Here is a 16,240-nt window from a genome sequence, read left to right as displayed (position 1 = left end):
TAACAACAATAAGGAAACCGCCATGCGCCGCTCCCTGATTCACCCGGCCCGGCTCTGCCCGACCCGGTTATGCAAAGCCCTCGCCCTGGGCGCCGCGTTGCTTGCCGCCGGTCCCTGCGCCGCCGCCAGCATCGCCTGGGTCTCCAACGAGAAAGACAATAGCCTGAGCCTGATCGACATGCAGAGCCTGGAAGTCATCGAGACCCTGCCGGTGGGCCAGCGCCCCCGGGGCCTGCTGCTGTCCCACGACAATCGCCTGCTGTACATCTGCGCCAGCGACTCGGACCGGGTCCAGGTGATGGACGTCGCCACCCGCAAGATCATCAAGGAACTGCCCTCCGGCAAGGACCCCGAGCAATTCGCCCTGCACCCCAACGACCGCTGGCTGTATGTCTCCAACGAAGACGATGCCCTGGTCACGGTGATCGACACCCAGACCTCCGAAGTGCTCGGCCAGATCGGCGTGGGTGTCGAACCCGAGGGCATGGCCGTCAGCCCTGACGGCAAATGGGCGGTCAACACCAGTGAAACCACGAACATGCTGCACTGGATCGACACCAGTACCCAGACCCTGGCCGACAACACCCTGGTGGACCAGCGGCCACGTTTCGTCGAGTTCAATCGCGACGGTACGCAGCTCTGGGCCTCGGCGGAGATCGGCGGCACGTTGACCGTGCTCGACGTGGCGACGCGCAAGATCCTCAAGACCCTGACGTTCCAGATCAAGGGCGTGCACCCGGACAAGGTCCAACCGGTGGGCATCAAGCTCAGCGCCGACGGCAAGCTGGCGTTCGTCGCCCTGGGCCCGGCCAACCATGTGGCGGTGATCGACGCCAAGACCTTCGAAGTGCTGGATTACCTGCTGGTGGGCCGACGGGTCTGGCAACTGGCGTTCACCCCGGACCAGAAGCAGCTGCTGGCGACCAACGGCGTCAGCGGCGATGTCTCGGTGATCGATGTAGAGAGCCGCAAGGTCCTGAAGTCGGTGAAAGTCGGGCGCTACCCTTGGGGCGTGGTGGTCACGCCATGAACGCCCTGGAGGTCAGCGACCTGAGCTTTGCCTATGGCGCGCGCGAAGCCCTCAAGCAGATGAGTTTCAGCTTGCCGGCCGGACGTTTCGCCGCGCTGCTGGGACCCAACGGTGCTGGTAAGTCGACGCTGATCGCCCTGCTCACACGGCTGTACGACCTGCAACGCGGCGAGATCCGCATCGGTGGTCATTCCCTGCAGAAATCACCAAGACCGGCCCTGCGCCAGTTGGGCGTGGTGTTCCAACAGAGCACCCTGGACCTGGACCTGAGCATTGAACAGAACCTGCGCTATCACCTGGCGCTGCACGGGTTTTCGCGGCGCCAGGGCAGCGCCCGCATCGACGCCGAACTGACCCGCCAGCACCTGACCGAGCGGCGCCATGAACGGGTGCGCGACCTCAACGGTGGCCATCGCCGCCGGGTCGAGATCGCCCGCGCCCTGCTCCACGAACCGCGCCTGTTGCTGCTCGACGAACCCAGCGTCGGCCTCGATCCGGCCAGCCGCCTCGCCCTGGGCCTGCACATCCGGCAACTGTGCAGCGAGCAAGGCATCAGCGTGCTCTGGACCACTCACCTGCTGGACGAAGTACAGCCCAGCGACGACCTGTTGATCGTGCACCAGGGCCGTCTGGTCGCCAGCGGCCAGGCCGACGCGGTGAGCCTGGAACACGGGGGCAGCCTCGGCTCGGCTTTCACCCGCTTGACCACCTCGGGAGTCCGGCCATGAATGCGTACTGGCAATGTTTCAGCGGCATCGTGACGCGCGAATGGCTGCGCTTCGTGCTGCAACGCACCCGGCTGCTCAGTGCCCTGGTGCGGCCCCTGCTGTGGCTGCTGGTGTTCGCCGCCGGTTTTCGCGCGGCGCTGGGCATCGCCATCATCGCGCCCTACGACACCTACATCCCCTACGAGGTGTACATCGTGCCCGGGCTGGCCTGCATGATCCTGTTGTTCAACGGCATGCAGGGCTCGCTGTCGATGGTCTACGACCGGGAGATGGGCAGCATGCGCGTGTTGCTCACCAGTCCCCTGCCCCGGGCGTTCCTGCTGGCGAGCAAGTTGTTGGCGACGTCGTTGATCTCGCTGTTGCAGGTCTATGCCTTTCTCGCCATCGCCTGGCTGTACGGCATCCAGCCACCGACCATGGGCCTGCTGCTGGCCCTGCCGGCCCTGTTACTGGTGGCCCTGATGCTCAGCGCCCTGGGCTTGCTGCTGTCCAATGCCATCCGGCAACTGGAAAACTTCGCCGGGGTAATGAATTTCGTGATCTTCCCGATGTTCTTCCTGTCTTCGGCGCTGTACCCGCTGTGGAAAATGCAGGAAGCCAGCCCTTGGCTGTACTGGCTTTGCGCGGTCAGCCCGTTCACCCACGGCGTGGAGTTGGTGCGTTTTGCGCTGTACGAGCAGTTCAACCTGCTGGCGATGGCGGTGTGCGTGGGGTTGACCCTGGTGTTCGCGCTGTTGGCGGTGTGGACGTTCAATCCGCAGCATGCGGCGTTGCGCAAGGCCAGTTGAACTGTCTGACACAATTCCCCTGTGGGTGGACTCCCCTGTGGGAGCGAGCTTGCTCGCGATAGCGGTGTATCAGTCAACATCATTGCCGAATGATCCGTCGCTATCGCGAGCAAGCTCGCTCCCACAAGGTTCTCCACAAGGTTTCTGTACAGGGCCCATGGCCGAAATTACTACTTTAGTACTGGTTTTCCTGTCTATGGTCGCATTCACAAGACCTCGACCCTGGCATGTAATGGGCGCATAACAAAAAGGATAAATCCTATGCCCCGTTTGCTGGCGATCCTCCTGCTGGGCCTGGCGCTGAATGTCGCGCAGGCCGATACCGCGCTGTTTTCAGCGCAGGGTTATCGCATCGCCCAATACCGCAGCCCGACGCCCGCCACCGTCGACGGCGCCCAGACCCTCGACACCCAGGCCCTGCAACGTCTGCTCGGCCAAGCCTCGCCCCCAGTGCTGATCGACGTTTATCGCCGGCCGTGGGTCCAAGGGCGTTTCATCGACAACGAACCCCATGCCAACCTTCCTGGCAGCCTGTGGCTGGCCAATACCGGTGACGGCGACCTCGACCCGACCTGGCAGGACTACTTCAGCCATCACCTGCGCACGGCCACCGGCGGGCGGTTGGATTCGCCGTTGGTCTTTTATTGCCGCGCCGATTGCTGGCTGAGCTGGAACGCGGTAAAACGCGCCGCTGCCATGGGCTATAACCATGTGTACTGGTATCGCGATGGCCTCGATGCCTGGGAGGCGGCCAACCTGCCCCTGCAAGCGGCCCGGCCCGAACCCTTTCCCTGATCTTGCAAGAAGTGCGTGCAACTGCCCTGCCCCACACGACAATAACGAGGTGAATGGCCATGTATAAAATCCTGATAGCCGACGATCACCCACTGTTTCGCGAAGCCATCCACAACGTCATCAGCGACGGTTTTCCTGGCAGCGAGGTCATGGAGACCGCCGACCTGGACAGTGCCCTGGCCTTGACGGCCGAGCACGACGACCTGGACCTGATCCTGCTGGACCTGAACATGCCCGGCATGCACGGGCTCAATGGCCTGATCAACCTGCGCAACGAGGCACCGACCATCCCCGTGGTGATTGTCTCCGCCGAGCAGGACAAGCAGGTGGTGCTGCAAGCCATTACCTATGGTGCGGTGGGTTTCATCACCAAATCCTCGCCACGCTCGCAGATGACCGACGCCATCGAGCAGATCCTCAACGGCAACGTGTACCTGCCGCCCGACATCATTCGCACGCAAAAAAGCCCGATGGGCCGGCGCCTGAACGAAAACCCGAGTTTCCCACCGGAACTGCTCCAGGCCTTGACCCGCAAGCAACTGCTGGTGCTCGAACGCATGACCAAGGGTGAGTCGAACAAACAGATCGCCTACACGCTGGACATCGCCGAAACCACGGTCAAGGCCCACGTCTCGGCGATCCTGCGCAAACTCAACGTGCACAACCGGGTGCAGGCGATCCTCAGTGCCGGGGATATTGATTTCGGGGCTTACCTGCGGCGTTGAACCGCTGAACGCTACAGGGACAGGCCGAACAACTCTGTGGCGAGGGCGCTTGCTCCCGCTGGGGCGCGAAGCGGCCCCAAACCCAGGCACCTAGGTGTGTCAGGCTTGTTCAGGACGGGGCTGCTGCGCAGCCCAGCGGGAGCAAGCTCCCTCGCCACAACAGCGCTCGCTCAATGCTCCTGGGTCTGGCCTAGCAGATGACTCATCGCAATCTTCAGCTTCATCGGCCGCACCGGCTTGTGCATCAGGGTATGCCCGCGTTCGCGGATCTGCTGCTTGAGCTCGTTGCTGTAGTTGGCGGTGATCATCATGGCCGGGATCGGTGAGGCCCGGCGGGCGTTGATCCGGGCCACCGCATCGACGCCGTTCTGATCGTTGTCCAGGTGATAGTCGGCGATCAGCAGGTCGGCCTCGGCATGGTAGTTGTCCACCTGGCGGGCCAGGTCCTGTTCCGACAACGCGGTCACTACCTGGCAACCCCAGCCCTCCAGCAACGTACGCATGCCGGCGCAGATCGCCGCATCGTTATCCAGTACCCAGACCCGCGCCCCACGCAGTCGTTCGAGCATCGGCTCGCTCATGTCCAGGCATGGCAGCGGCTTGGGCGCGGTGGCGCTCAGCGGCACGTCGATAGAGAACATCGAGCCCTTGCCCGGCCAGGAGCGCACCTGGATCCGGTGCCCGAGGATCCCGGCGATTTTCTCGACAATCGCCAGGCCCAGGCCCAACCCACGGTCCTGGTTCGGGCGCTGCACGTCGCCGCGCTTGAACTCCTGGAATATTTCCTCCAGGCGGTTCTCGGCAATGCCGATGCCGCTGTCCCAGACCTGGATCGACACGCGCTGGCGGTGTCGCCGACAACCGAGCACCACCCGGCCGCTGGGGGTGTAGCGAATCGCGTTGCTGAGCAGATTGCGCAAGATACGCGCGAGCAATTGCATGTCGCTGCGCACCAGCACCGAACAGCCGACAAAGTGCAGCGCCAGCCCCTCGCTGCCGGCGATCTGGGCGTATTCGGCGGCCAGGTTGTCGAGTAGCTCGCTGAGGGCGAACGGCGCGACATCGGCCTTGATCACTCCGGCGTCCAGCTTGGAGATGTCCACCAGGGTGCCCAGCAGGTTCTCCACGTCCTGCAGCGAATGGCTGACGTTGCGCACCAGTTGCGCGTTGGCGACCGGATCGCGGCGCTCGAGCAAGGCACTGGTGAACAGCCGAGCGGCGTTGAGCGGTTGCAGCAGGTCATGGCTGACCGCTGCGAGGAATTTGGTCTTCGACAGGTTGGCCTGCTCGGCCTCGCGCTTGGCTTCGCGCAGGCGCAACTCCACCCGGCTGCGCTCGTCGATCTCGCGCAGCAACTGGTCGTTGAGAGTGGTCAGTTCGGCCGTGCGCTCCTGGACCCGCTGTTCCAGGTTCTGGTAGGCCTGGTGCAGCGCCTCGGCGGTGCGCCGGCGTTCGGTGATGTCGCGGATCAGCACGAAAATCCCCACCACTTCGCCGTTGGCCAAGCGGTTGGGCACATAGGAGCGCAGCATGTAGCGCTCCTGGTTGTTGATGTTGGTCTCGGCGAACTCGAACGTCACGCTCTCACCCGCCAACGCCCGCGCCACGTAGGCTTCCAGGCGCTGGTAATGCTGCTCGCTATGGGCTTCGCGCAAGCTCTGGCCAAGCATCACGCCACGGGGCCAGCAATACCACTGCTCGTAGACCTTGTTGGTGAATTCGTAGACCAGGTCGGCGTTGAGGTAGGCGATCAGCGCCGGCACATGGTCGGTGATCAGGCGAATCCAGCGTTCGCTTTCGCTCAGCGCCTCGGCGTGCTGGTAGCGTTCGGTGATGTCGGTGAAGGTGTTGACGTAGCCGCCAGTGGGCAAGGGATGCGTACGGATCTCCAGGACCCGGCCATCGGACAGGCGCTGCTCGGATTCGTGGATCAGCCGGCCGTTGCTGTCGCGACTGGCCGGGGTCAGCAGTTGCAATTCACTGTCGCCGATCACTTCATTGAATGGCCGGTGTGCCGCTACCGGTGCCAGGCCGCTGAGTTCGAGGAAGCGTCGGTTCCACAACTCCAGCACGCCTTGGGCGTTGACCATCGCCACGCCCTGGGACAGGTTGTCCACCGCCCGCTGCAACAGGTGGGATTTCTGCGCGATGGCCTGCTCGCGGCGCACGGTTTCGCTGAGTTTGACGTCGGTGATGTCGGTAAACAGAATTACCCGGCCGCCCTCCTGGGTCGGCCGCTCGCTGACTTGCAACCAGCGCCCGTTCTGCAAGCGATACAGCACATGCTCGTCGGCCTGGCCCCGGGGTTCTTCGCTGAACAGCCCGTTGGCGGTCATCAAGCGCTTGACCTCGGAAAGGCGCATGCCGGCGATGATGCGCACCCGGCTGTTGGCCCAGAAGGCCTTGAAGCGGCTATTGAACAGGACGATGCGTTGCTGCTCGTCGAACAGCACAAACGCATCGGAGATGCTTTCGATGGCGTCGATCAGGTGCCGGTGGGCCGTTTCCGCCCGCAGCCGCGCCTCGCCCAACAAGTGATTGCCGGCCTTGAGTTCAGCCATGGCCTGGTTCAGCGCATCGGTGCGCTCACGCACCTGCTCGGCCAGCACCACCGAGTGCTGGAACGCCGCATACGGGTCGTTGCCCCGGGTTATGCCGGACTCCACCCGCTCGATCAGCGCCTCATTGATACGCCGCAACTTGCGGTTTTCATTCTGCAGGGCAGCGAGCTGGGCCTGCAGCTCAGCGATGGCCGGGGACGCGATGTCGGGCAATGGCAACTCCGGTGAACGTCTGGTTGATGTGCATACCATTGAACTGTTCTCCATAGGTGTTGAACCCCATCACCCGTTTTTCGCGCAGGAACTGGCCGATCTGCTCCAGGCCGCCGCGATCTTCCAGCTCCAGGCGCCGGAGAAAGCAATCGCAGCCGATGGTCAGCAACAGGTCACCGAGGCGTGCCTGCAAACCGTCGAACAGCGTTTGCAGGTTGTGCAGCAAGGGCCCGGGGGTCATCGCAGTGAGAACGATGCCGTTCTCCACCGCACAGTAGAAACTCAGGCTCAGGTCCGAGTGCACCTGCTGGATCGCCCGCACGTAGTACTTGTCGTTGATGCGCACCGCCAGTGGATGGGCGGCGAAAACCCGGTAGTCGAGGGCGCTCACGGGCACGCCGATGTGCCGGGCGTATTCTTCGGCGGCGGGTTCGGCGTTGAGCTCGTAGACCCGTCGCGAGGCGCTGTCGGCGCCGGTCACCACCAGTTTCTCCTCCCGGGGCAGGATGTGATGGGTGGTGAAGACTTCGAATTCCAGCCAGGTATTGATCAACACCACCACCGCCGCGCCACTGTGGAACTGGCCTTCGAAGAACACGTGGGTGTGGGTCAGGTAGTTGTCATCGCCGGCCGAACCGCCGAAATGCGGGATGTCCCCCAGCGCAGCGCTCAAGGCCGCCAGCACCATTTCCTCGCGACTGGACAGGCCATCGAGCAGGGTCAAGGCGAAACTGTGGCCCTTGATCGGCGCCAAGGCGTTGCTGCGACAGCCGCTCGCCAGGCGCTCGACCATTTGCTGGGCATCGATCAGGCTGAAGTGCTCCATTTCGCCGATCAGTTCGGCGGCGATGGAAAAGTGCCGGTGATCGAACCCCACCGCCGTCACGCAGTTGCGACCATAACCTTGCGCGGTGATTTCACCGGCGCTGGTACAGCCCACCAGGCGAATCCCACCGAAACTCTGGGACAGCGCCTGGCCCAGGGCCGGGAGGTCGTATTCGGCGGAACAGAAAAACAGCACGAAGCCCAGGTGCGGGTGCAACAGCTGCCGCGCCAACGCCTGGGCCACCTGCTGGACGTCCGTTGCCTGGGACATGGCGCTCACCACACCTTCGCTCTGGGCCTGCTGCATCTTCGCCTCCGACGGGTGCGTGATAGGAGCCCTGAGTGTACGAAGCCGCGCCGGGTCGACGAATGCTACTTGGGTAGCGGGTGGACGCTTCCATGGGATGAGATTGCTCCCTCTATGTGGGAGCAAGGCTTGCCCGCGATAGAGGCGATGCGGTCTGGCAGAATCGAGGCGCCTGTTTCGCGAGCAAGCTTTGCTCCCACAAGCGCCCCTGCCACAAGCGTGGTTTGCCGAACAGGCAATATCAGTGACTCATCGGCGCCATGGCAGTCGCCTGCCCCAGCAGTTTCTGGTCGATGTCTTCCAGGCGCAGCACCCGGCCGCCGGTGTCGCTGGCGAGTTTTTGTGCCGCCTGGGGGTCGGAGAACGAGGCCAGGACAACGCCCATGGCGCCTTTAAGCCCGCTGCCGATGACGAAGTAGGCGGTCCGGGCGTCGATCAGGTGGGCGTCATCCGGCGTATCCCAATGGCTGCTGCCCATGTCGTGGACATACAGCTTGACGTCGGCCCGATGGTTTTCCGGCTGCAACCACCAGCCCAGCATCTCCGCCGGCGAGCAGAATTTCTTCACGCCCCCTGCCCCGACCGCCGCGCCCTTGGGCCCGGGGAAGTCAGTGATGACCATCCCGCACACATGGCACTCGTCACTGGGATGGAACGCCAGCGCCGCCTCGCTGGCCGCAGGTGGCTCGGCCTTGCCGCAGGCCGCCAGTGCCAGGCACATCACCACCCCGACCCAAAGGCGACCCGCCTTGAAATACACCCTGTTCATCGTTGCATGCTCCCTTATCAAGATTGAAATTCACGGGCACCGGCGATTGAACAACCGATAGGCCAACCACAACGGCACCGCCATCCACAGGCCCAGGCACAGCCAGAGCAAAGGCGCCGACACCGGCAGGTCGCTGCCCAAGGTCAGCACCGCGGCGCCGCTGGACGCCGCATCGAACCCGGACAAGTTGATCAGCCGATACACGTCGGTAGGGTTGAACAGCAGCAACCATGGCAACAGTTCCGGACTGAAGCGCCCTTCGCTCAGCACCAGCAACGCCAGCAAGGCCAGGTCGAACACCAGCACGAAGAAAAACCACACCCCCAGCGCCAATCCGGCTGCGGTGGATTTCTCTGCCGACAAGCTGCTCAGCACATAGGCCAGCCCGAGGAACACCCAGCCCAGCAGCGTGCTGGACACCATGAACCGACCGAAGGCCCAGAGCAGCAGGCTCAACTGGACATCGTCCACCCACAGGGCGATGGCCAGCATCGCGCAGCCAAAACCGATGAAGGTGGCCAGGGCCAGGATCAAGCCGTGCCCAACAAACTTGCCCAGCAACAATTGGCCGCGACCCAACGGGTAGGTCAGCAACAGCAGCAAGGTGCCGCTCTCGTCCTCGCCGACAATCGCGTCATAGGCCAACAGCAAGGCAATCAGCGGCATCAGGAAGGTCGCCAGGCTGGACAGGCTCGCCACCGTGGCCGGCACCGAGGTGAACCCCAATTGACCGGACGCCGCCGCGCCGAGCCAGGCGATGCCGATCGCCAGCACCGCGAACAACAGGCTGATCGCCAACAACCAGCGATTGCGCAGGCCATCGCTGAATTCCTTGCGGGCCATGTTCCAGACCGGATTCATAGGCTGGTCTCCTCGGCTGCGGCACGGACCATGTAATGCCGGTACAAATCCTCCAGCGACGGCGGCTTGATCTCGACATCCGTCGGGTCATCCTGGGCCAGTAACTGGCGCAGCAGTTTAAGCTTGCTGCCATCCGGCGCGGACACCTGCACCCCTTCGGCGCCCCAGCCCTGGGTGGCGTGCCCTTCGCTGCGCCAATGCTGGCGAAGCCAGTCGGCCCGCGACAGGCCCGAGGCGCGGATCAACGTCGGCAACCCGGCGTCCTCGCGCAGCCGGGCCAGGCTGCCCAGGGCCAACAGGCGCCCGCGGGTGAGAATCGCGGCGCGGTTGATGTGCGCTTCCACGCCAGGCAAGACGTGAGAACAGAGAATGATGCTGGTGCCCTGCCAACGCAGGCGGTCGAGCAACTGATAGAGGTCCTGGGTTGCGATAGGGTCCAGGCCCACGGTCGGTTCATCCAGCAACAACAGGCGCGGTTGGCCGAGCAGCGCCTGGGCCAGACCGAGACGCTGGCGCATGCCCTTGGAATACGTTTTCACGCGCCGTGTCGCGGCAGCCGCCAGCCCGACCTCTTCCAGCAAACGCTCCACCTGCTCCGGCGCGGCACCTTTGAGCCGGGCAAAATGGCGCAAGGTTTCCAGCCCACTCAACTGCGGATAGAACATCACGTTCTCGGGCAGGTACCCGAGCATCTGCCGCACCCTCGGGTCGCTGGGCGCGCGACCGAAGACACGCACCTCGCCCTCGCTGGCTTGCAGCAAACCGAGGATCAACTTCATGGTGGTGGTCTTGCCCGCGCCGTTGTGCCCGAACAGCCCGAGCACCTCGCCCTGGGCCAGGTTCAAGTCCAGCCCGCGCAGCACGGCGACATCGCCATAGTACTGGCTGACGCCTTCGATCTCGACGACGTTCAAGACGCGTCCTCCTGGGCACTGTTGCGTGACGGGGGCTGGACAGGCGTTTCCATCAGCGGATGACTGTCCATCACCCCGGGGGATTTCATCACCGGGAAGGCTCGCTGCACCCAACGCAGCAGTTCGATCCCCGGGCTGTTCATCAACAGCCGCACCTGGGGGTACAGCCACAGCAGGCGATCGACGTTGTCGTTGGGCTCATAGGCGACATCGCCCAGGCCGTCGCCGTTGCGATCCCAGCCCAGGTAGTCGCTCCAGTAATTGCCGCGGCCATCCACCGACCACTCCTGCAACCGCGTGGCCACGTATTTGACCTGGCGCTGGTTGTGGACGAAGGCATTGCCGGCGATGCGGTTGTCCTCCGAGCCGGCCGTCAGGTGGATTCCCACGGCGCTGCGCTCGAAATGGTTGCCTTCGATGCGGTTGAACAACGAGTTGTAGATGAACAGGGCCTTGCCCTCGGCGCCGCTGATCATGGTGTCGCCGGTGGACCCGTCGCGCACGTCGGTGACGAAGTTGTCGCGCAGGGTCGAATAGGTGATGTAGTTCATCAGGATCCCGTAGTTCTGATCCTGTTCGGAGCGATTGCCGATGACCGTCAACTGGCGGCTTTGCATCAAGGCATAACCGGTGCGGGTACGCCGGGTGACGTTATCCAGCAGGCGATTATCGTTGGCGAACATGTAATGCACGCCGTAGCGCAGGTCCTCCAGGACATTGCCCTGGAGCAGATTGCCGCTGGAGGTGTCGATGTAGATACCGTCGCGGGTTTCATGCACCTGGTTACCGATGACCCGGGCGCCGTGTACGGCATACAAATGGATGCCATTGCCACGGTCCTGGGAGCGCAGGCTGGGGTCGCCCTGGATGCGGTTGTCGATCAGGCTGACGTCCCGCGTGCCATCGACCCAGATACCGAAGCCCTGGCCTTGCATCCGGTTGCCACGCACCACCGCTCCTTGGGCGACCGGTTGGATGAACACGGCCGCGTTCATGGCCGTCAGGTCGTGGCCCCAGTCCAGGAAGGTACAGCCCTGGACCTGAACGTTCGGGGCGCGAATGATCAGCCCATTGCCCTCGCCCTGCCCTTGGAATACCGCATCCGGCGCACACGTGAGGGTCATGGGCTGGTCGATACTGAACGAGCCCCGGTACTGGCCCGCAGGCAGGCGCCATTGCTGGTCGCCCTCGGCCTGCAAAGGCAAATCGGTGATCGGCTGCGGCGCACCGAGCGCGCCGCCCGACAACAGGCTGAACACCAGGGCAATGACCAGTCGACGAACGTTTGGATGCTGCATATTCCCGGTCATTGCGCCTGTCTCCCTAGTGAATGACTCAGGCCTTTTCAACCAGCATGCGCCCGACCATTTCCATGTGCAGGGCGTGGCAGAACCAGCTGCAGTAGTACCAGTGCAAACCGGCCTTGTCGGCGGTGAAGGTGATCGACGAGGTCTGTTGCGGGCTGATCTCCATGCTCGCGCCGTGGTTGGTCATGACAAAACCATGGGTGACGTCTTCGATCTGGTCGATGTTGGTGATGGTCACCGTCACCTCGTTGCCTTGCTTGACGGTGAACTCCGTCAGGCCATAGGCCGGCGCCATCGACGTCATGTACACCCGCACCTTGTTGCCGTCGCGGATGACCTTGTTGTCGGTTTCCAGGTTGATGCCGTCCTTCTTCGCCCGGGCCACGGTGTCGGCGAAAAACGGATCGTTGCGGTTCCAGATTTTCTGGGTCTTGATCTGGTCACGCCGGGCGAGAATGCAGTCATGCGGTTCGGCGAACGCCGGGCCGTCGTGCACCAGCTTCATTTCTTCACCGGAAATGTCGATCAACTGATCGTTTTCCGGGTGTAATGGGCCGGTGGGCAGGAAGCGGTCCTTGGAGAATTTGCACAACACCACCAGCCACTTGCCGTCCGCCTCGCTGGTTTCGGTGAGAGACGCATGGTTGTGGCCAGGCTGGTACTGGACGTCGAGTTTCTGCTTGATGTAGTTGACCTTCTCGCCCTTGTAGGCACGGATGGCCTCGTCCATGTTCCACTTCACCACCTGGCTGTCGATGAACAAGGTGGTGTAGGCATTGCCGCGCCCGTCGAACGTGGTGTGCAACGGCCCGAGTCCCAGTTCCGGCTCGGCGACGATCACCTCGCGGGGGTCCTTGAAGCGGTCGGCGAACAAATCGTCCAGGCGATCGATGGCGATCATCGAGACCGTAGGCGACAGCTTGCCGTTGGCGATGAAGTATTTGCCGTCCGACGAGGTATTGAGCCCGTGGGGGTTCTTCGGCACGGGAATGTAGCGGGTGAATTCGGAGTCCTTGCCATCGGTCTTGCGGCCATCGACCACCGGCACCTTGGAGCCGTCCAGGTTGATGAACTTGCCAGCCTTGATCGCCGCCTCGATACGCGGGATGTTGAACACCACCACCCAGTCGCGCTCGTTGCGCATCATGCCACCCAGGTCGTAGGCCTTCTCGGAGTTGTAGCAGGTGCTGGCGGCGTATTTGCCGGTGTAGTCAGCGTCGGAGTTGTCCAGGTTGCCGTCGACGATCACCTGGAAGGCCATTTCCATTTTCTCGGCATCGATGGCGTTGAACATCGTGAAGCTGTTTTTGTCCTGCAGGTCGAAGGTGTGGCCGTCGTTGGGGTGCGGGATCACGAACTCGGCGTTGGCGAACACGTACTTGGTGTACGGCACCTTTTGCAGGCGCAGGCCGTGGATGGCTTGCACGTTGGGCACGGTGAGGATCTTGTCGCACTTCATGATGTCCAGGCGAATGCGCGCGACCCGGGAGTTGGCCTTGTCGTTGATGAACAGGTATTTGCCGTCGTACTTGCCGTCGGTCATGGAGATGTGCGGGTGGTGGCAATCGCCGTTCTGGTACTTGGCGCTGTCGCCCAGGATGCGCTTGCTTTCGTTGGTCAGGCCCCAACCGGTGGCCGAGTCGACGTTGAACACCGGGATGCGCATCAGCTCACGCATCGACGGCACGCCCAGCACCCGCACCTCGCCCTGGTGGCCGCCGCTCCAGAAACCGTAGTACTCGTCCAGCTCCCCAGGCCCGACGTGGATCTTGGACTTGGCCTCCTTGGCCGCCGCAGCCCACGACTCACGGGTGAACGTCCCGGCCCCCAGCGCCGTCGCGCCGGCCAGTACGGCACCGGTTACCGCGCCAGTGCCGAGAAAACTGCGCCGGCTGACACCCCTGGGTTCTTCCACCGAGCCTGGGGTCTGGTTTTTTTTGTCGCTCATGCTGTGTGCTCCATGAAGAATGAAACGGTCAAGGGACAGGCCATTGGGGTGCCTCAAGGCGCCGGGTTCACCTGCACCACGGGAATCAGTTGCGGATCGGTCGCGGTTGCCTTGCCGCGCTTCTTGCGCTTGTTGATCAGCGGCGGGCATTTGTTTTCGTTGTGCCAGGTCATCTGGCAGTCGAGGCAGTAATGGCATTCGTTGGCATTGATCCGGCCATCGGGATGAATCGCCTGGATCTCGCATTCCTTGGCGCACAGTTGGCAGGGGTTGCCACATTCCTTGCGGCGCTTGAGCCAGTCGAACAGCCGCAACCGGGTCGGCATCGCCAGGGCCGCACCCAGCGGGCAGACGTAGCGGCAATAGACTTTGCGGGTAAAGATATTGATCACCAGCAGGCCCACGGCGTACGCCACGAACCACCACTGGCGGTCGAACCTGAGGGTGATGGCGGTCTTGAAGGGTTCCACTTCGGCCAGCCGTTCGGCGGTGGCCATCGACTCCAGCGAAACGCCGAACAGCACCAGCAAAATGATGTACTTGATCGCCCACAGCCGCTCATGCACGGCGAACGGCAACTCGTATTGGGGCACCTTGAGCTTGCGCGCCAGTTCGTTGATCAACTCCTGCAACGCGCCGAACGGACACAGCCAGCCACAGAACACCCCACGCCCCCACAGCAGGATGCTGCCGGCGGTGAACACCCAGAGGATGAAGATCAGTGGATCGGTGAGGAACAGCTCCCAGCGAAAGCCTTCGAACAAGGCGTGGACGAAGGTCAGCACGTTGACCACCGACAACTGGGCCAAGGCGTAGCCGCCGAGAAACACCACGGTGAAGACCAGGTAACCACGCCGCAGCCAATGCAACAGCGTCGGCCGCCGGGCCAGTGAATCCTGGAAAAACAGGATCGCCGTCAGCACCAGCAACGCGGCCCCAAGCACGCTGATTTCGACACTCTTCTGATACCAGAGCGTCAGCCACATCGGCCGGCTGGCTTCTTCGGCGGCCGCCAGTTGCTCGGCGGTGGGCAATGGGCGCTCCAGGTAGGGCTCCGGCAACTGATAGGCCAGCTCGAAGCTGCTGAAGGTGCCGCTGACCGGTCCGGTCTGGCGGCGCACCAGCAGTTCCAGGTTCCAGGGTGAGCCAGGGTCGAAACGGTGGGAGGCACGGATGATGAAAATCGCCATTTCATCGAAGTCCGGCATGTCATCGAGGGCCACGTCATTCAGGCGCTGAAAATCCAAGTCGCGAAAGCTGATGGTGTCGCCGGACTGACGCAACTGCACCCGGTCGAAGATGCCGCCACGCACGTATCCCGAGCCCTTGAAGGAATAACGACCGCTGCCCATCACCGCTATGGCCTGCTCGCCCGGCTTGAGCTCGGCCATCAGTGTGCGGTATTGCGCCTCGCCCAGCAGGTTGCGGCCGATGGTGGGTGGATTGAGGTGGGTGGCATAGAGGTCGATGAACGTGTCATTCACCTGCTCGCCGCTGGCGGTCTCGACCTGTTCGGCTTCGGTGCCCTTGAAGGACGCATCGACCTGGCCGCGGGTCAGGAGCAGACGGCGGATAGCGCCGTTGCCGGTCAGGGTCTTCCAGTCGGCGGCCTCGTAGATGTCCTCGCGCACACGCGCCGGCGCCACGGCCAACCCCGCATCGCCCTTGACCAGGCCCAGGGACACCGCGACATCGTGGGCGGCGCGCATGATGACTTCGTTGACCACCATTGCCGTCACGGTAGCCCCGGCGATGGCATCCACGGTCACGGCATTCGGGTCGCTGGAATGCCCCACCACCACCCGCTGGTTGACCTTGATGCCGCTGTAGCGCGCGCTGAACGCGTGGAGTTTTTCTTCGGCGATGCCGATCAGCAGAATCGGCTCATGGTGTTCGAGCACATAGGCATCGAGGATCACCCCCGCAGGATCGAGAATGACCTGGACGTTGATCGGCTTGCCGGAATAGGCGGGAATGTCCACCACGTCCAGGCTCTGGAACACATAGCCCAGGACCTTGCCGGCAGCGGACAGCGTGCGCACCTTGAACCGCCCCTCGGGCTCGGAGATCGAGTCGGTCTGGTTCAGGACGTGGTGGATGCGCTGTTGCGGGGTGTCGCCGTAGTCCTTGGCCTGGGCCAGGCCCGTGAACAACAGCAGGAAAACGAACAGCCCGGGGAGCCAGGAGCGGGATGGGTACAACATCACAGAGGAACGGGTCATGGACGCCAGGGCTTAAAGACAGGATCTTGGCGATCATGGTAGGGGCCGGCCCCTTCTTCGGCCCTTGATTGAAATCAACTTGGGAGACTTAACCCTGAATCCGTAAGCAGACGCGGACGTCCAGCAGATGAAAACTGCTTTTGTGGCGAGGGAGCTTGCTCCCGCTGGGGTGCGCTGTAGGAGCTGTCGAGCGAAGCGAGGCTGCGATCTTTTCAGGCCTTGTTGAGTGTTAAGTCAAAGATCAAAA

Annotated in this window: 13 protein-coding genes; 5 read left to right on the top strand and 8 right to left on the bottom strand. The window is 63.1% G+C overall.

Features of this window, described 5'->3' with window-relative positions:
- The first annotated feature begins 22 nt into the window (after positions 1-22).
- The 5 genes from AB4Z20_RS19925 (at position 23) to AB4Z20_RS19905 (ending at position 4,066) form a co-directional block, all read left to right on the top strand.
- Positions 23-1,030, top strand: coding sequence for a YVTN family beta-propeller repeat protein (locus AB4Z20_RS19925; protein WP_253474405.1), 1,008 nt, complete (start codon positions 23-25; stop codon positions 1,028-1,030).
- Positions 1,027-1,758, top strand: coding sequence for an ABC transporter ATP-binding protein (locus AB4Z20_RS19920; protein WP_253474402.1), 732 nt, complete (start codon positions 1,027-1,029; stop codon positions 1,756-1,758). Before AB4Z20_RS19925 ends, AB4Z20_RS19920 begins: the two co-directional genes overlap by 4 nt.
- Positions 1,755-2,546 carry an ABC transporter permease gene (locus tag AB4Z20_RS19915; RefSeq protein ID WP_253474399.1) on the top strand — a complete coding sequence of 264 codons (792 nt, stop codon included), beginning with the start codon at positions 1,755-1,757 and terminating at the stop codon, positions 2,544-2,546. The genes AB4Z20_RS19920 and AB4Z20_RS19915 overlap by 4 nt, the downstream gene beginning before the upstream one ends.
- Before the next feature lie 261 nt (positions 2,547-2,807).
- A complete protein-coding gene (locus AB4Z20_RS19910) occupies positions 2,808-3,341 on the top strand; it encodes a PQQ-dependent catabolism-associated CXXCW motif protein (protein WP_253474396.1) in 534 nt (177 codons plus the stop codon).
- Positions 3,342-3,400: 59 nt separating this feature from the next.
- Entirely contained in the window at positions 3,401-4,066 is a 666-nt protein-coding gene (locus tag AB4Z20_RS19905) for a response regulator transcription factor (RefSeq protein WP_014338437.1), read from the top strand.
- 170 nt (positions 4,067-4,236) lie between these two features.
- Here the strand turns inward: AB4Z20_RS19905 and nahK are convergent, their stop codons facing one another.
- From nahK to nosR, 8 genes are all read right to left on the bottom strand, one after another.
- Positions 4,237-6,879 (bottom strand): hybrid sensor histidine kinase/response regulator NahK/ErcS', encoded by a 2,643-nt coding sequence (nahK, locus tag AB4Z20_RS19900; protein ID WP_442090469.1) that lies wholly within the window; start codon positions 6,877-6,879, stop codon positions 4,237-4,239.
- On the bottom strand, positions 6,809-7,972 hold the full coding sequence (nosP, locus tag AB4Z20_RS19895; protein WP_442090468.1) for a nitric oxide-sensing protein NosP: 1,164 nt from the start codon (positions 7,970-7,972) through the stop codon (positions 6,809-6,811). Before nosP ends, nahK begins: the two co-directional genes overlap by 71 nt.
- Before the next feature lie 241 nt (positions 7,973-8,213).
- Positions 8,214-8,741 carry a nitrous oxide reductase accessory protein NosL gene (locus AB4Z20_RS19890; RefSeq protein ID WP_442090467.1) on the bottom strand — a complete coding sequence of 176 codons (528 nt, stop codon included), beginning with the start codon at positions 8,739-8,741 and terminating at the stop codon, positions 8,214-8,216.
- 30 nt (positions 8,742-8,771) lie between these two features.
- The gene (locus AB4Z20_RS19885; protein WP_046062341.1) at positions 8,772-9,602 is read right to left on the bottom strand and encodes an ABC transporter permease; all 831 of its coding nucleotides are present in this window, start codon (positions 9,600-9,602) and stop codon (positions 8,772-8,774) included.
- Entirely contained in the window at positions 9,599-10,516 is a 918-nt protein-coding gene (locus tag AB4Z20_RS19880) for an ABC transporter ATP-binding protein (protein ID WP_442090466.1), read from the bottom strand. The genes AB4Z20_RS19885 and AB4Z20_RS19880 overlap by 4 nt, the downstream gene beginning before the upstream one ends.
- Positions 10,513-11,826 (bottom strand): nitrous oxide reductase family maturation protein NosD, encoded by a 1,314-nt coding sequence (locus tag AB4Z20_RS19875; RefSeq protein ID WP_253474381.1) that lies wholly within the window; start codon positions 11,824-11,826, stop codon positions 10,513-10,515. The genes AB4Z20_RS19880 and AB4Z20_RS19875 overlap by 4 nt, the downstream gene beginning before the upstream one ends.
- Positions 11,827-11,851: 25 nt before the next feature.
- Complete coding sequence (gene nosZ / locus AB4Z20_RS19870) at positions 11,852-13,771, bottom strand: TAT-dependent nitrous-oxide reductase (protein WP_003201412.1); 1,920 nt, start codon at positions 13,769-13,771, stop codon at positions 11,852-11,854.
- Positions 13,772-13,824: 53 nt separating this feature from the next.
- Positions 13,825-15,993 carry a transcriptional regulator NosR gene (gene nosR / locus AB4Z20_RS19865; protein ID WP_320390436.1) on the bottom strand — a complete coding sequence of 723 codons (2,169 nt, stop codon included), beginning with the start codon at positions 15,991-15,993 and terminating at the stop codon, positions 13,825-13,827.
- Between the last annotated feature and the right edge of the window lie 247 nt (positions 15,994-16,240).

The organism is Pseudomonas sp. KB_12 (assembly GCF_052114545.1).
Classification (GTDB): Bacteria; Pseudomonadota; Gammaproteobacteria; order Pseudomonadales; family Pseudomonadaceae; genus Aquipseudomonas; species Aquipseudomonas brassicacearum.
This window is presented reverse-complemented; position numbering and strand designations above follow the sequence as displayed.

Excerpts from the sequence above, each read along its gene's own strand:
- AB4Z20_RS19925 (WP_253474405.1), top strand. The coding sequence starts at position 23 with ATGCGCCGCTCCCTGATTCACCCGGCCCGGCTCTGCCCGACCCGGTTA.
- AB4Z20_RS19920 (WP_253474402.1), top strand. The coding sequence starts at position 1,027 with ATGAACGCCCTGGAGGTCAGCGACCTGAGCTTTGCCTATGGCGCGCGC.
- AB4Z20_RS19915 (WP_253474399.1), top strand. The coding sequence starts at position 1,755 with ATGAATGCGTACTGGCAATGTTTCAGCGGCATCGTGACGCGCGAATGG.
- AB4Z20_RS19910 (WP_253474396.1), top strand. The coding sequence starts at position 2,808 with ATGCCCCGTTTGCTGGCGATCCTCCTGCTGGGCCTGGCGCTGAATGTC.
- AB4Z20_RS19905 (WP_014338437.1), top strand. The coding sequence starts at position 3,401 with ATGTATAAAATCCTGATAGCCGACGATCACCCACTGTTTCGCGAAGCC.
- nahK (WP_442090469.1), bottom strand. The coding sequence starts at position 6,879 with ATGGTATGCACATCAACCAGACGTTCACCGGAGTTGCCATTGCCCGAC.
- nosP (WP_442090468.1), bottom strand. The coding sequence starts at position 7,972 with ATGCAGCAGGCCCAGAGCGAAGGTGTGGTGAGCGCCATGTCCCAGGCA.
- AB4Z20_RS19890 (WP_442090467.1), bottom strand. The coding sequence starts at position 8,741 with ATGAACAGGGTGTATTTCAAGGCGGGTCGCCTTTGGGTCGGGGTGGTG.
- AB4Z20_RS19885 (WP_046062341.1), bottom strand. The coding sequence starts at position 9,602 with ATGAATCCGGTCTGGAACATGGCCCGCAAGGAATTCAGCGATGGCCTG.
- AB4Z20_RS19875 (WP_253474381.1), bottom strand. The coding sequence starts at position 11,826 with ATGACCGGGAATATGCAGCATCCAAACGTTCGTCGACTGGTCATTGCC.
- nosZ (WP_003201412.1), bottom strand. The coding sequence starts at position 13,771 with ATGAGCGACAAAAAAAACCAGACCCCAGGCTCGGTGGAAGAACCCAGG.
- nosR (WP_320390436.1), bottom strand. The coding sequence starts at position 15,993 with ATGACCCGTTCCTCTGTGATGTTGTACCCATCCCGCTCCTGGCTCCCC.